The organism is Microcoleus sp. Pol12B5 (assembly GCF_036701335.1).
GTDB lineage: Bacteria > Cyanobacteriota > Cyanobacteriia > Cyanobacteriales > Microcoleaceae > Microcoleus.
On the sequence record NZ_JAUBQQ010000011.1, the window covers coordinates 1 to 15,521 of the forward strand.

Here is a 15,521-nt window from a genome sequence, read left to right on the forward strand (position 1 = left end):
AACTCGTTCAATTTTTCAAAACCTCAATATCCCTTATTTGCACTTTTCTTCTGCCTAGAGTGACAAAAGAGGGTTAAGAATAGTGCAAGATGTGAGTTACAGCCTGCAGAGCCACTAAAAAACCCGGTTCCTTTGATTTTGGTGCATCATACCAAATCCGACTTTAATACCCCCTTTATTATTGAGTCCGCGTCTACCCACATCCTGTGCGTAGACGCCGTTTCAACCGCCAAGCCTGATCAAGGGGATTTGTAACTTTGAATTATGCAGAGCGGCCCGCACTAGCCGCAGCACCCATTTGAGCTCCGTCAGTCAATCCCACCAACTTAGCGCTCAACTCCCACATCCGCTCGCCTTTTTCATCATCGCGGGCCTGGGGAGAAACCTTTTGCACAAAAGACTTACCATCTTTTTTCTGGCGGTTCCCCCAACTCCAGTAAGCCCCAGATTGCTTGTATTCGGGATCTGCAACCACCATCGCCAGCCTTTCTCCCGCCAACTCCTGCGACACGTAACCCCCGGTGATATTCTTCTGAAACAGCGGGAACAGCTTCTGAAACAAAGGATAGTGGTTGCGGAAAAGCGGCGTATCCGCAACGCATCCCGGATACAGCGAAGTGAAAGTAATCCCAGTGGATTCGTGAAAGCGGCGGTGCAATTCCCGCATCGTCAGCACATTGCAAACTTTGCTATCTTTGTAAGCCTTGACCGGTTCAAACTTCTTGCCATCAACCATCGAAATCGGGTCTTTGAAACCCGCTTCAAAACCTTCAAACTTGCCCAAATCCGGGCGCGGCGGAATCTTCCCGCCCAACTCGTCTGGATTGTGAGTCACGGTTCCCAAAATCACGATTCTGGCATCGGAATAATAGGAAGGCTTCATATTTTCCATCATCAGGTTGCACAGCAGGAAATGACCCAGGTGATTGGTAGTCATCGTCAACTCATAACCCTCCGGGCTCCGCAGCGGTTCCTTAATCAAAGGCATATAAATGGCGGCGTTGCACACCAAAGCGTCCAGAGGCCTGCCGCTGGCCTTAAATGCGCGAGCAAACCGGCGCACGCTCTCCAAATCGCCCAAGTCAATCTCCATGATGGAGAAACTGCCTTCAGGTATACCCAACTCTCGCGCGGCATCTCCGGCTTTCCGCACGTCCCGACAGGCCATGACTACGTGCCATCCCTTGTCTGCGAGAGCTTTCGCGCCGTACAAACCGACGCCGGAGGAAGCGCCGGTAATGATAACCGTTGATTTGTAATTTTGTGCCATCTTGTTAAAAGCGCTTCCGCTATTGATTTTTTTCAGGCACTCAAACGCTGAGCTAGCAGCTTGGATGTTTTGAAGTACCCTATGGTTATTAGGATATGAGGAAACGTTCTCGATCTCAACTGGGAGCCTCTCACTTTTGCCGACAAGCTAGAAATTGGAGGGCCGAGACTGCGAGGACGGGGCAGGAGGGCTGATACTGCGAGGCAGGAGCCAGAAGCAGTGTTTTTACAAATAATAAATACTCGCTTTCAACTGGCGATAAAAATTAAATATGACTCCAAATCCGACTCCTATTTTGAAAAATTAACCATACCTCTTTTAGGGCGAGTTCACCATTATCTATGACGCACATACTCACTATTTATTGATAAACCCGCCCCAACCAATTTAACTAAGAAATAGCTTGAGGTTCATGATAGGTAGGGAAATCGATATAACCTTCAGGGCCAAAAGAATACCAGACGCCCATTTCAGCAGGCGGATTGAGTGGCCAACCATTAGTAAAACGCTCTACCAAGTCAGGATTGCTGATAAAATCCCGACCAAAAGCTACTAAATCGGCAAGTTTGCTGCTCAGGGCAGTTTCAGCCTGTTCTTGAGTATATCCGCAGTTGCCGACGAGCGGCCCTGCAAACACATCGCGAAACTCTCCTATCATCATCGGCGTGCCTAATTCGTGAAAGCCAAATGCCAGACCGTCCACCAAGTGAAGGTAAGCTAAATCATAGGTATTTAACTGCCCCGCGAAATACAGAAAATCTTCTCGATATTCTGGAGAGCCCATGTCATTGTAAATACCATTGGGAGAAAGCCTAACTCCCACGCGGTTTGCCGGAAATACTGTGATAATCGCCTCCACAATTTCCTTAAGAAAATGGTAACGGTTTTCAACTGTGCCTCCATAGGAATCAGTGCGGTGATTGGTTTTGGTTTGTAGGAATGTGTCAATGAGATAGCCGTTTGCCGCGTGAATTTCTACACCGTCAAAACCTGCCATTTTTGCCCGTTCCGCCGCCTTGCGATAATCTTCTACAACCAGGGAGATTTCATCGGTTTCTAGAGCACGGGGAGTTTCGTAGGGTTCTTTGCCTACGGGGGTATGAATTCCTTCTCCGTTTATTTTGATGGCAGAGGCTGCAACTGGCAATTGATTGTTTTCATGAAAACTGCTGTGGGAAGCTCGTCCGCAGTGCCAAAGCTGCATGAAAATCGGCGTTTGGTGGGCATGAACCGCAGTCACTATTTGTTTCCAAGCTTCGCCTTGCTCGTCTGAATAAATGCCGGGCGTATTGAGCCAACCATTAGCTTGAGTAGAAACCACCGTAGCTTCTGTAATGATTAAACCAGCAGATACCCGCTGAGTGTAATACTCTGCCATCAAGGCGTTGGGCATCCGCGCTTCACCGGCTCTGGCTCTCGTTAGGGGTGCCATGAGTACCCGGTTTTTTAAGGGTAAATCTCCGATTTTGAAGGGACTGAGTAGGAGTGGAGAAGTTGTTTGAGTGGTCATAATTTTGAGGTTTTCTCAACTGAAGAGTCTGGGAAATTACATATAGCAACGGCCGGTGTTATGCTCCCAGGCGCAAGACATCCAAGGGTCGCCAAAACGTAAGCAATCAAACTCATCAAGCTGTTTACGAGTTTGACTTTTTAGCCAAGACTCTTCTTTGTTCAATTTTGTTAAACTCTGGAGAGTATGGCGGTAAATATAATAGTCTACACCCTGCTGTTTGAATCAATTCCTGAATCCGACCACTTTTATCAAATGTGAGATTATCGATGACCACCACCTGTGCTGTGAGAAGCGTTGGAAGTAAACTTGTTTCTAGCCAAGGAGATGAGTAAGGAGATGGATAGCTGCGAGGTTTCAATCCCTGATAGGGTTTTAGGTTGTTTTCGGCTTGTATTCCTGATACTTTATTTCCTTACGCGGTCAGGTTTCAATCCCTGATAGGGTTTTAGGTTGTTTTCGGCGCAAGGATTTGATGGGCAATGGTGGTTGTGTCGTGTTTCAATCCCTGATAGGGTTTTAGGTTGTTTTCGGCGGTAATGATGGGCGCTGATTGGTTCCGGCCGCGCTGTGTTTCAATCCCTGATAGGGTTTTAGGTTGTTTTCGGCAGTATTTCGCAGCTCGCTCACAGATAACCTCTAGGTTTCAATCCCTGATAGGGTTTTAGGTTGTTTTCGGCCTGGCAGAAGGTGAAGGTAAAAAAGCGACCAAGCGTTTCAATCCCTGATAGGGTTTTAGGTTGTTTTCGGCTAAATGAATACCAATTGTATAAACTACTAAGGTAAAGTTTCAATCCCTGATAGGGTTTTAGGTTGTTTTCGGCGCGATTGACCACGGCGACGGTTGTTCTCAGATTGTTTCAATCCCTGATAGGGTTTTAGGTTGTTTTCGGCTGCATCTACCCAGAGGGAGTCTGTATGGATTCTAGGGTTTCAATCCCTGATAGGGTTTTAGGTTGTTTTCGGCCTAAGTTCTAAGCAAGATAATTCATACCCCGACGTTTCAATCCCTGATAGGGTTTTAGGTTGTTTTCGGCTCAAGTTGTTCGTCAATTGGCACTACTTTTACCTGTTTCAATCCCTGATAGGGTTTTAGGTTGTTTTCGGCAGCATACCAAAATCTACCTTCTATCACGCCCTTCGTTTCAATCCCTGATAGGGTTTTAGGTTGTTTTCGGCAAAGACGAAATTGCATACTGACTAAATCAATAGGTTTCAATCCCTGATAGGGTTTTAGGTTGTTTTCGGCTTGGCGCTGTCGCCGCCGTTTGCTCGATCGCCTGCGTTTCAATCCCTGATAGGGTTTTAGGTTGTTTTCGGCTTGAGCAAGAGCGCCGTTCGCCGTCTCAACGTCAGAGTTTCAATCCCTGATAGGGTTTTAGGTTGTTTTCGGCTTCCTCCTCTTTGGTTAACTCTTTGTACTCCACGTTTCAATCCCTGATAGGGTTTTAGGTTGTTTTCGGCCAAGCATCAAACAACCTTTCGGTTAAGCTATCCACGTTTCAATCCCTGATAGGGTTTTAGGTTGTTTTCGGCAAGTCTTTCTTTTTCCACTTATCAAGCTTCACTGGGTTTCAATCCCTGATAGGGTTTTAGGTTGTTTTCGGCTCGTGGTAGCTACCGCAAACGATATTCAATTCCTGCCCCCAGGTTTCAATCCCTGATAGGGTTTTAGGTTGTTTTCGGCCAACCCGTCTCCAGTCCTTGCTTAAGGGAATTCGTTTCAATCCCTGATAGGGTTTTAGGTTGTTTTCGGCCCAAACCGCCTCAATAATCGTTGAATTCCTCAAAACCAGTTTCAATCCCTGATAGGGTTTTAGGTTGTTTTCGGCCTTTAGGGTTTTACCTTTTCGGCTACTTATCCCGTTTCAATCCCTGATAGGGTTTTAGGTTGTTTTCGGCGCGAGCAATATAAGCTGATGTCCCCGGCAGTGTGTTCGAGTTTCAATCCCTGATAGGGTTTTAGGTTGTTTTCGGCGTGAGTGCCGTTGCACCCTTAGCGCCAGCACCTGCTGTGAGAAGTTTCAATCCCTGATAGGGTTTTAGGTTGTTTTCGGCAAGGAAAGAGAAGCAGCTATCACGGAGGAATGGGAAGTTTCAATCCCTGATAGGGTTTTAGGTTGTTTTCGGCATAGCTTCTTCCAAGGAAATAGATTCCTTAATAGGAGGTTTCAATCCCTGATAGGGTTTTAGGTTGTTTTCGGCAAGTTAAGAACGGCGAAGGTCGGGAAGTGGAAAGGTTTCAATCCCTGATAGGGTTTTAGGTTGTTTTCGGCCTTCTGTGAGGGTAAAGTATTTTAAGGCTGTCTTTCTGTTTCAATCCCTGATAGGGTTTTAGGTTGTTTTCGGCGTGAGTGCCGTTGCACCCTTAGCGCCAGCACCTGCTGTGAGAAGTTTCAATCCCTGATAGGGTTTTAGGTTGTTTTCGGCAAGGAAAGAGAAGCAGCTATCACGGAGGAATGGGAAGTTTCAATCCCTGATAGGGTTTTAGGTTGTTTTCGGCATAGCTTCTTCCAAGGAAATAGATTCCTTAATAGGAGGTTTCAATCCCTGATAGGGTTTTAGGTTGTTTTCGGCAAGTTAAGAACGGCGAAGGTCGGGAAGTGGAAAGGTTTCAATCCCTGATAGGGTTTTAGGTTGTTTTCGGCAGCGTACTTATGGGCTACTTAATCTCGTGCTCCTTCGTTTCAATCCCTGATAGGGTTTTAGGTTGTTTTCGGCAAAGTCTACTCCTGTTCTTCTGATTAAGTCTGCGTTTCAATCCCTGATAGGGTTTTAGGTTGTTTTCGGCTTTGCACGTAGCAGCGGTCACGAGGGGGAACATGGTTTCAATCCCTGATAGGGTTTTAGGTTGTTTTCGGCAGTTACCCTGAACTTGATCAAAAAAACTGAAAAGTTTCAATCCCTGATAGGGTTTTAGGTTGTTTTCGGCAATGTGGGCAAGCAGCCTTCTAGTGGAGGTCGCAGTTTCAATCCCTGATAGGGTTTTAGGTTGTTTTCGGCCAGAAGGTGTCCACTATGGTCATGGCAACCACCAGTTTCAATCCCTGATAGGGTTTTAGGTTGTTTTCGGCGGAATCGTCAACAATTCTAACTCGCAATATTTGAGTTTCAATCCCTGATAGGGTTTTAGGTTGTTTTCGGCTTGTCACGCCTCGACGATACAAAGTTAAGATTTTGTTTCAATCCCTGATAGGGTTTTAGGTTGTTTTCGGCGTCTATAAAGCGGGCCTCCATCAGCAGCCATTAAGTTTCAATCCCTGATAGGGTTTTAGGTTGTTTTCGGCGTTAGGTCGGCTGATGTCGGCTGCTTTTTGGGTAGTTTCAATCCCTGATAGGGTTTTAGGTTGTTTTCGGCTGTAGTTGTTCCCCCTATAGAAATTCCACCTGTAGTTTCAATCCCTGATAGGGTTTTAGGTTGTTTTCGGCTTGCGTTTTGCCTCCAACTGCTTTTCAATTAGTGTTTCAATCCCTGATAGGGTTTTAGGTTGTTTTCGGCAGTTCAGTTAGTTTTTCAAACATTCTCGTCATTTGTTTCAATCCCTGATAGGGTTTTAGGTTGTTTTCGGCGTTAATCATTTTGGTAGGCAATTTGGGTTTTTCGTTTCAATCCCTGATAGGGTTTTAGGTTGTTTTCGGCGATCCAAGAATTTTTGCCAGAATTAGTTAGGCGTTTCAATCCCTGATAGGGTTTTAGGTTGTTTTCGGCGGCGAATCCAATCAGCAGAGATGGAAACTTTTTGTTTCAATCCCTGATAGGGTTTTAGGTTGTTTTCGGCTCTATCAATTCCTGCGGTGCGTTGGTTGATTCTAAGTGTTTCAATCCCTGATAGGGTTTTAGGTTGTTTTCGGCTTAATAGGTATTGATGGAATGATTAGGGCAAGTACTGTTTCAATCCCTGATAGGGTTTTAGGTTGTTTTCGGCACTGTGGTTTGGGCATGGTTTTAATGATTGTTTGTTTCAATCCCTGATAGGGTTTTAGGTTGTTTTCGGCTCGACTTCATGCTTGAATCACCCGAAAAATTTGGCGTTTCAATCCCTGATAGGGTTTTAGGTTGTTTTCGGCAAAACAAGGAGATAAATTATGCCCCACATTATCATGTTTCAATCCCTGATAGGGTTTTAGGTTGTTTTCGGCACGGCATCGTGGGAGCGTGGTTCGTTCATAAATGTTTCAATCCCTGATAGGGTTTTAGGTTGTTTTCGGCGCAAATTGCTAGCCGCCCAGGGTATGCAGTCCAGTTTCAATCCCTGATAGGGTTTTAGGTTGTTTTCGGCAGTTGCGCGGGTAGCGCCGTCTGGTAATGCGTTTAGTTTCAATCCCTGATAGGGTTTTAGGTTGTTTTCGGCTAAATATCAGGTTTTGCTTGCCGATATTATCGCCCGTTTCAATCCCTGATAGGGTTTTAGGTTGTTTTCGGCGGAAGCATTGGCAAAATTGCCATTAGTCGGATCGACAGTTTCAATCCCTGATAGGGTTTTAGGTTGTTTTCGGCGTGATTTGGGCGGGGGTTTTAGCATATTTGAAATAGTTTCAATCCCTGATAGGGTTTTAGGTTGTTTTCGGCACGGATTGCCGAATTAGAAGCGGCTAATGAATCTTTAGTTTCAATCCCTGATAGGGTTTTAGGTTGTTTTCGGCTAGGGTTTTAGATGTCACAAACTCAGACATTCCTGTTTCAATCCCTGATAGGGTTTTAGGTTGTTTTCGGCTGATCGCGCTGATTGGTACTGCTGCAATCGGGGGTTTCAATCCCTGATAGGGTTTTAGGTTGTTTTCGGCTCTTGGTAGATATGGAGGTGTAGGTGAGGCTATGTTTCAATCCCTGATAGGGTTTTAGGTTGTTTTCGGCTAGACATAAACTCCTTAACTGACTAGATTCTAGAGTTTCAATCCCTGATAGGGTTTTAGGTTGTTTTCGGCTCGGCGCTTATTCGGCGGCGGTCAAGACGCTGCTGGTAGTTTCAATCCCTGATAGGGTTTTAGGTTGTTTTCGGCTCCTGCATTGTCGGCGACCCGCCTACTTTTATTGTTGTTTCAATCCCTGATAGGGTTTTAGGTTGTTTTCGGCAAGGGGTAGTGTTGGGCATTGTGCGCCAACTTGCGTTTCAATCCCTGATAGGGTTTTAGGTTGTTTTCGGCATATATTGGGAATTGAAGTTATCCCAAAAGTGCGGTTTCAATCCCTGATAGGGTTTTAGGTTGTTTTCGGCGGTATATCTTGGGCGGGTTGTTCGAGATGATGTCAGTTTCAATCCCTGATAGGGTTTTAGGTTGTTTTCGGCCGTTGGGGTATGCTCTGCACTTGCACGTGCAAGGTTTCAATCCCTGATAGGGTTTTAGGTTGTTTTCGGCTTTAGCTGCTTATATGGTAAATCCTCGATTTGATGTTTCAATCCCTGATAGGGTTTTAGGTTGTTTTCGGCTAACAGTCCGTGCGAAAGTATGTTACCAATTTGAGTTTCAATCCCTGATAGGGTTTTAGGTTGTTTTCGGCTTATTCAAGGATTGCCGCTTAATGATGACAGAAACGTTTCAATCCCTGATAGGGTTTTAGGTTGTTTTCGGCTTTTAACTATCGCCCAAATGCAGGAAATATTAAGTTTCAATCCCTGATAGGGTTTTAGGTTGTTTTCGGCTTTTAGATAATAGTCAATCAATGGCCGCCAAACTCGTTTCAATCCCTGATAGGGTTTTAGGTTGTTTTCGGCTTTCTTAATGCTGCGATTTGTTGGGCGATGCAATCTAATTCCTCTTGTTGTTTCAATCCCTGATAGGGTTTTAGGTTGTTTTCGGCATGACATCGGGCAATAATGCGTCAAATTGAGACTCTGTTTCAATCCCTGATAGGGTTTTAGGTTGTTTTCGGCCGGGAGCCAACAGGGACAGAGCGCGATGCTCAGGTTTCAATCCCTGATAGGGTTTTAGGTTGTTTTCGGCTTCCTGTCAGCAGATTATGATCGGGGAACCGGGGGTTTCAATCCCTGATAGGGTTTTAGGTTGTTTTCGGCTCAAAAATATCCAAAGCTCCCAGTCGGCAAAAAAGAAGTTTCAATCCCTGATAGGGTTTTAGGTTGTTTTCGGCACCAGATGTTTGATTGCAAATACGATCGTTAGCAAAGTTTCAATCCCTGATAGGGTTTTAGGTTGTTTTCGGCTCAGGATCGAATATAATTCTCACCTCGAAGAAAATGTGTTTCAATCCCTGATAGGGTTTTAGGTTGTTTTCGGCTCGACTGGAGGTTTGTTATGGTCGCCAGCGAAGAATGGTTTCAATCCCTGATAGGGTTTTAGGTTGTTTTCGGCAGAAGGTTCGCACCGAGAATGATTGCTAGCAAGATAAGCGCGTTTCAATCCCTGATAGGGTTTTAGGTTGTTTTCGGCCGCTCTCAATTCTGCCTATAACCGGATAGAGTCTGGTTTCAATCCCTGATAGGGTTTTAGGTTGTTTTCGGCTGAGGAGATTGTGAACCGACTAAATCTATTAGTTGTTTCAATCCCTGATAGGGTTTTAGGTTGTTTTCGGCTCGGCAAGTCCTAGTCCTCCTAAGTTTACGGGGTTTCAATCCCTGATAGGGTTTTAGGTTGTTTTCGGCCGCCGGGGTCTGGGAGGCTTGAAATATAAGGTTTTCAAGGTTCAGTTGCGTCTGACTGCAATCAATATACCGTTTGGGCGATCGCCCTGTCAAGGGGGCAAAATTCAAATAGACCTCAAACTCTCTCCCAGTAAAGCTTTCAGCATTTGCGTCTGACCCGCATGAGGTACAAACCACTGCAAACCCAGTCCTAGTAAAGCTTTCAGCCATTAAAATTCACCCCCTCCGTTCAACACCTACAGCCAGACGCAAAATCACACCATAAAGATCGTAGTATCGATCGGTGCCCGGCCGCCAATCCGCTCGATCTTGCCCTGACAGCAAGCGCACAAATAGTGAAACAGGATGCTGTCTTCTTCCGACTTAATCACCCTACTCAGACGTTGGCGCATCCGGGCATACTCGGTATCCGTCACGTCGCAATGAAACACCGAATACTGCTTCCATTCCCCATAAGACTTGAGAATCTTGTGAATCTTAGTGCGGCGCTTGTCCTCAGATATATCGTAGCAAACCAAAACAAACATAACTTAATTGCCTCCCTATTTCAGAATCAAAGGTGGATACTTATCAACTTCACCCATCAAATACTTAGCCATCAACCGCCCTTGAATTTCAAAAGCTTCTTGATAAGTACACAACTTTCCCATCACAGGATGCTTAAACTTTGACTGCTTCTTTTCTTCGTAAAGTCGCAAAAAATTGTGCAGCGCTTCTTTTGTTAAAGAAACCGCCCCGCTCAACGGTTCTGCAGTAAAATCATTAGGGGAAACTTTCTGCAAATTTATCGCTTTCAACACTACAGCATCAACTACCAAAGGTCGAAATTCTTCCATCAAATCCAGCGCTAAGGAAGGACGCCCATAGCGCTCAAAATGCAAATATCCCAAATACGGATCGAATCCCACAATATTCACTGCACTTTGAACATCGTGCCGCAGCAGAGAATATCCCAAACTTAACAGAGAATTTACCGGGTCAGTAGGCGGACGGCGGCGGCGAACTTCAAAGCTAAAATCCGGCACCCGAATCAGTTGATTGAAGCAGCCAAAATAAGTCGCACTACCCGCCCCCTCCAATCCTCGCAGAGAATTAATACTGGAAGTTTTGTCAATAGACGCGATGACTTGTTTCAATTGTGCAATGGGTTTTTCAAATTCCTGGGGAGAATATTTGCGCTGAAATTCTAACAAAGAATTGCGGTAATTCTTGAGCTTTCCCCGGACAAATCCCCTAACTAAATGCACGGCTTGTTCCGATTCCCCAGCCGCTTGCCACTGAGCTTTTCGCACAAAAATATTTTTCGTCATTTCCGGTTCCAATCTTCCCAAATAACGTCCGTTTGCAGTCAAAAAACTCAAAGGAATGTGACGTTCCAAAAGTTCCACAACGACAGCCGGCGAAACTGTAGCGCGTCCCAATGCAACAACCCCATCAATCTTAATTAAAGGCACGTCCAACAGATTTTTTTTATCAGCTTTAACCGTCAGACGTTCATCCACTTTGCCGATAAAAGCATCTTCTTGAGTAATGTAAACTGTTCCCATTGTGAATTCTCCTATTTGCAGGTTAACTTGCTTCTTGGTAGCGGTTGACTTTGGCGGCAGCTTGGGGCAGACATTGGGGAAAAAGACTGCATCCCGTACACCGAGCGGTGTAAACTGGTAAAGGGATATTGCCCGATCGCCAAAGAGCACCGACTTTTTCAATAGTTGCGATCGCATCCTGTCTCAAACCCTCAGAAATCTCCACTAATTGCCGCTGATGCGACTGCGCGTAATACACATATCCAGTGGCAATAGTTTTCCCCGTCATCTCCTCTAAACAAAGCGCTTGGGCGCAAACTTGCAACTCGTCGTTATCCCATTCTCCCTTTCGGCCCCGCTTGTATTCGACGGGGTAAATCTCACCATCAGCCGACTCAATCAAATCCGATTTACCAATCAGTTTGTAGCGCTCAGATTTCAGCCAAATGGCCCGCACCTGCCAAGTTTCATTGCGGTTAATTTCCCCCATTGTGTGAACGCGATCGTGCAAAGTTGTCCCTTCAATGGTATACTGATTATCCGTGAACTCTCCCGCACAAGACATCCGCCAGCAGCGGTGAGGACAGTAAGAATACTGGTTGAGAGTTGCAATCGAAATGTAATCAAAATCGTTCATAATTTTGATGGTTTGTAGGAGATTAGTAATGGGAAATTAGTTATCCGTAAGTTCGCCAGGGGTTGAAACATTTAATTTTGCCGTGGGAGCGAAATAATTTGAGGAATTAGTGATCCGCCACTGATCCGCCAGTCCGCCAGGGGTTGAAACCCCTGTCTCATAGCTAAAGTCGGTTGAAACCGACTGAAGCAGTAATTTAATTATTGATGATATTTTGAGCTTCTCGGTAACAGTAAGCGCAAAGGTTGAAACCGACTGAAGGAGTAATTTAATCATTTATTCTTGCAGTCCTATTAAGAGGACTTGAGCTTTGAGGCAGGGGTTTCAACCCTTGCCGGACTATGGGTTTTTCGTTTAGTTATCAAGAACTTTTTTAACAACTATTCGTCTAGTCATTCCCATCCCCATCGGAGTTTTTCTCCCCACCCCGCAGTAAACCGCAAAATCAGCCAAAGCATTAATTTGCTTAATCACTAAAGGCTCCACATCTCCCAAAATCCGATAGCTAACCTCCCCAACCATGCCAACAAAATCGCTTTGATAGTTAGTCAATTTTTCACTGCGGATATTGACAAATGTCGAAAAAAGTGCATCGAAGGAAAGATCGGGAAGTGCGATCGGGCTGTACTTATTCCAGCGACTGAGGAGACTATTAAAAACGCAATCTATAGTAGGGATTACTGAATCAAATTTCCCCTGTCGAAAAGTTGTAGGAGTCGCAAAACTGAAGGCAATTAAACGATTAGTTTCGGAAGCGCGATCGTACAATTGAAAGTAATCGCAAGCATTAGCCCAAGGCTGATCTACTTGGGGCGTACCGAGAATCTTAGTAATCATCAAATCGGCTGGGCCCAAATGCCACGGCTTCGAGGGATTGAGATTCAGCCAAAGATTAGTTAATTGGCCGAATAAAGTGTCATCAAGCAGAGTAATCCGCCACCAACAGAGGGTGTGTTCTGGAATCGGTTCTGTGTGTTCCCATTGCAGGAAATGGTGTTTTTTGAAAGGGCATTTTTTAGTTTGAAAAGGGCTGAGGGTGAAGGATTTTTGGGCAGTGGCATCGTGGAGGCGATCGCCGAGTTTTTTGTCAACGGAGCTCACGAGGGTGAGGAAGAGGGCGTGCAGGTGTCTTCCGGTGAGGTATCCGGGGGGAATTGGGGCCAGGGGGAGGATGTTGAGGACTAGGCTGTGTGGCATATTTGGTTAATGGTTGGTTGTGTTGATGAGGGTGCGATCGCTGTTAAGTCGTCTCCTCTAATGCCTTGGTGTATGTAATAATTACTGATTTTTTCTGACCCGTGTTGCCATACTGATATAATAATTTTTCATCAAACCCATTTGTTTTCAGCTTGATGAAAACTCCCGGCAGTTCTACAAAACCTAGTTCTGGGTTATAGGAATATTCTGGATTGCCATCTGGCATAAATGCACCATCATTGCTTTGATTTATTTTGATGACAATTTCTTTTTGATAGGCAAAGCCCCAGCGTAAACCGCGCATTTCCCAGGATGTATTTTCTTGGTCATAGTAGCGTTCGCAAACATGAGTATTAGCATACTGATTGATATTGTCTTTTTTGATGGTTAAACGGTCAATTGGCACTGTCACTTGAGGCATATTTTCAATTTGGTCGCCATGAGTCCCATCGTCATAAACTAATGTTGCGGATGGTGTCCAACTCCGAGTAACGACTAGCCCTTTTTCGTGAGCGGGTTGACAAGTTAAGTCAGCACTGTAAACATAGTCATGGAGCATCGAGAATAGTTCGACTACTCGGTAGTCATCAACTTTTTGCGATCGTGTGATATGTTCGGCAATTTTATGGCTGTCAAAGCTTTCTAATTGCTGAAGAGTTTCTTGATAGTCTTGCCATTCAGCTTCCTCCAAAGTTTGAGCATAAAAAGGGATACGACTGCCCTCAATTTTACCCAGAACAATTACCTTAGCATCAGGAAAATCCCCTTTCCGATTACAGCGCCCTGCTCTTTGAATTAAGTTTTCAGGTGGGCAAATTTCGGAAATAAGAACCTCACTATTCAAGTCACATCCAACTTCAATTGCGCTGGTGGTAATGAGAATATAAGGTTGAGCCTTATATTCTCGTTGTTTTAGTTGGGTATAGACCTCTTGCCTGACTCGATGGTCTAGACGACCGTGGTAAAGGTATAGTTGTTTATATTCTGTATTTTCAGTCAGTTTCAACTTATCTGAAAGTTGCCCATAAATAGCAACGGCATCTCTAACAGTTTGAACCACGGTAATAATTCTGCAATTCGATTTAGATTGCCATTCTTTAGTTACCGTTTCACAAATCCGTTTTTGAAAAGGTGCAGGATTTTCAGAGTTGCGCTCGATGTCGTTAATCCATTCAAAACTTCTTCGATTGAGATAAGGCTGTTGTAAGTGTTGTTTCTGGAAATTAATCAACTGTTCAGCTTTGACCGAATCATCGGCAGTACCGATATAATCGATCGTTTCTAAATAATCAAAGCGATAGATGTATTCCTGTGGCATGGTAGCTGTCATCAGAATGAGCGATCGCCCAGCTTCATAAAGTGACTTTACTAAACTTTGAAAATTGGTAAATGCTATCTCATCGTAACTGTGAGCCTCATCAAAACAGATGATAGTTTTTTCATCGCCAGTTTTGTCCCGGTGAATCCTCAAGGGAAATACAAAAGACTTTTGCTTGTCTCCAAAGGCAAAATAACGGTAGAGAAATTTGTCCAATGTCGTTAAAATGACATCTGCCTTGTACAGATGCCGTCTGGGATTGTAAGTCCTCGCTTTAGGTTCCTCTTTTCCATTGCGATAAACCCAGCGTTGCATTTGAGAACCCGTATCGATGACTAAAGAGATTTCACGGTCTGGATTCAGATCAGAAAAACGTTTTAAATACTTTTCTATTCGCTGTTTTTGGTCTTCTATTAAACTCCGAGCAGGTAGTGGCAAAATTAAACGACTATTTTTTGATAAGGCCGGAAATAAAATCGCTTCAAACTTGCCAGAACCCGTAGGAGATTTGAGCAAAAAAGCTGGGTTTTGTGTCTGTTCAATTACCTCAAAAATTATTTTTTGCATGGGGTTAGGTGCAAATCCAGCTAACTGCTGATACCAAAACTCACAATCTCGATTTTGAAACTGCTTGTTTGACAAGTAAGGTTTGAGCGTAACTTTTCGAGGTTCTGCTTTTTCTGGCTGACCTTGATGCTTTTGCCACCATTGTTTAGCAATTGCGTCTAACTTTTTCCCTAAGTCAACATCTCGATTTTCTGTCCGACATTTTTTCAACTCAGCCTTGTCATCCTCAGAAAGACAAAACAACCAATAGTCAAAAGTTAATTCAATTTGGTCGGGCAAGAAAATCCAAGGGTCAACTCGATAAACATTTTGCTCGGAATCATTCTTAGCAATGGTATAATCCATGAAAGTGCGCGACTCGGCTTGCTCGTCATCTCCAATTACCCGACAAGCTAACTCAGCTTCAATTTGATCGCACATTTCTAAAATGTAAAGTTCTCGTGCATAAGCTAAAGGTTCTTCGGCGAGATTTTTTACATACTCTGGATGTTTCTTTAATTCATAAGTATCACGACAGATATCTTTCACCGAAAAATCGTGGTGTCCTTTCGCCAAAGACTCAGCCCACGCATCTTTGCTTTCTGCTAAATACCGATGTCCTCTGAAAGAGTAAATATATTTTTTGAAAATGCCTTTGCTGGTAGTTTCAACTCGCAGCTCAAACTTTTGTGGTTTGCCTTTGTCGTGAATTTTGGCTGCTTCCTTAACCCGTTCAAAGGATGAGGAACAAGGAAAGTCATCTCGCTCCCAGTATTCAACTAACTTGATGACATTCCCAACATGATTGCCCAGAGGCTGAAAACGGATTTCATTAGGAATTCCGGGTTCTGGATTGGGGTCACTAGGAAAAAAGACACGACCAAAATTATAGGGACGCTGACGTTCTGACTTAGCCAT

7 protein-coding genes, 1 pseudogene and 1 CRISPR repeat array are annotated in these 15,521 nt (G+C 44.4%); all 8 genes and pseudogenes read right to left on the minus strand.

Features of this window, described 5'->3' with window-relative positions:
- Positions 1–262: 262 nt before the first annotated feature.
- Positions 263–1,270 carry a protochlorophyllide reductase gene (locus tag QUA24_RS08335; protein ID WP_333228757.1) on the minus strand — a complete coding sequence of 336 codons (1,008 nt, stop codon included), beginning with the start codon at positions 1,268–1,270 and terminating at the stop codon, positions 263–265.
- Positions 1,271–1,661: 391 nt separating this feature from the next.
- A complete protein-coding gene (locus QUA24_RS08340; protein WP_333228759.1) occupies positions 1,662–2,780 on the minus strand; it encodes an alkene reductase in 1,119 nt (372 codons plus the stop codon).
- A 124-nt stretch (positions 2,781–2,904) separates the two neighbouring features.
- Positions 2,905–3,090, minus strand: a pseudogene (locus QUA24_RS08345) (transposase); the annotation flags it as partial.
- Positions 3,091–3,134: 44 nt separating this feature from the next.
- Positions 3,135–9,379: direct repeats of the CRISPR family, unit length 37 nt; unit sequence GTTTCAATCCCTGATAGGGTTTTAGGTTGTTTTCGGC.
- Between the two features lie 254 nt (positions 9,380–9,633).
- Entirely contained in the window at positions 9,634–9,906 is a 273-nt protein-coding gene (gene cas2 / locus QUA24_RS08350) for a CRISPR-associated endonuclease Cas2 (protein ID WP_333165245.1), read from the minus strand.
- 15 nt (positions 9,907–9,921) lie between these two features.
- On the minus strand, positions 9,922–10,926 hold the full coding sequence (gene cas1d, locus QUA24_RS08355) for a type I-D CRISPR-associated endonuclease Cas1d (RefSeq protein WP_333228761.1): 1,005 nt from the start codon (positions 10,924–10,926) through the stop codon (positions 9,922–9,924).
- A gap of 22 nt (positions 10,927–10,948) precedes the next feature.
- Complete coding sequence (gene cas4, locus QUA24_RS08360; protein WP_333228763.1) at positions 10,949–11,542, minus strand: CRISPR-associated protein Cas4; 594 nt, start codon at positions 11,540–11,542, stop codon at positions 10,949–10,951.
- Positions 11,543–11,896: 354 nt separating this feature from the next.
- Positions 11,897–12,739: a CRISPR-associated endoribonuclease Cas6 gene (cas6, locus tag QUA24_RS08365; protein WP_333228765.1), complete on the minus strand. Its 843-nt coding sequence runs from the start codon at positions 12,737–12,739 to the stop codon at positions 11,897–11,899.
- 43 nt (positions 12,740–12,782) lie between these two features.
- Complete coding sequence (gene cas3, locus QUA24_RS08370) at positions 12,783–15,521, minus strand: CRISPR-associated helicase Cas3' (protein WP_333228767.1); 2,739 nt, start codon at positions 15,519–15,521, stop codon at positions 12,783–12,785.

Excerpts from the sequence above, each read along its gene's own strand:
- cas4 (WP_333228763.1), bottom strand. The coding sequence starts at position 11,542 with ATGAACGATTTTGATTACATTTCGATTGCAACTCTCAACCAGTATTCT.
- QUA24_RS08340 (WP_333228759.1), bottom strand. The coding sequence starts at position 2,780 with ATGACCACTCAAACAACTTCTCCACTCCTACTCAGTCCCTTCAAAATC.
- QUA24_RS08335 (WP_333228757.1), bottom strand. The coding sequence starts at position 1,270 with ATGGCACAAAATTACAAATCAACGGTTATCATTACCGGCGCTTCCTCC.
- cas1d (WP_333228761.1), bottom strand. The coding sequence starts at position 10,926 with ATGGGAACAGTTTACATTACTCAAGAAGATGCTTTTATCGGCAAAGTG.
- cas3 (WP_333228767.1), bottom strand. The coding sequence starts at position 15,521 with ATGGCTAAGTCAGAACGTCAGCGTCCCTATAATTTTGGTCGTGTCTTT.
- cas6 (WP_333228765.1), bottom strand. The coding sequence starts at position 12,739 with ATGCCACACAGCCTAGTCCTCAACATCCTCCCCCTGGCCCCAATTCCC.
- cas2 (WP_333165245.1), bottom strand. The coding sequence starts at position 9,906 with ATGTTTGTTTTGGTTTGCTACGATATATCTGAGGACAAGCGCCGCACT.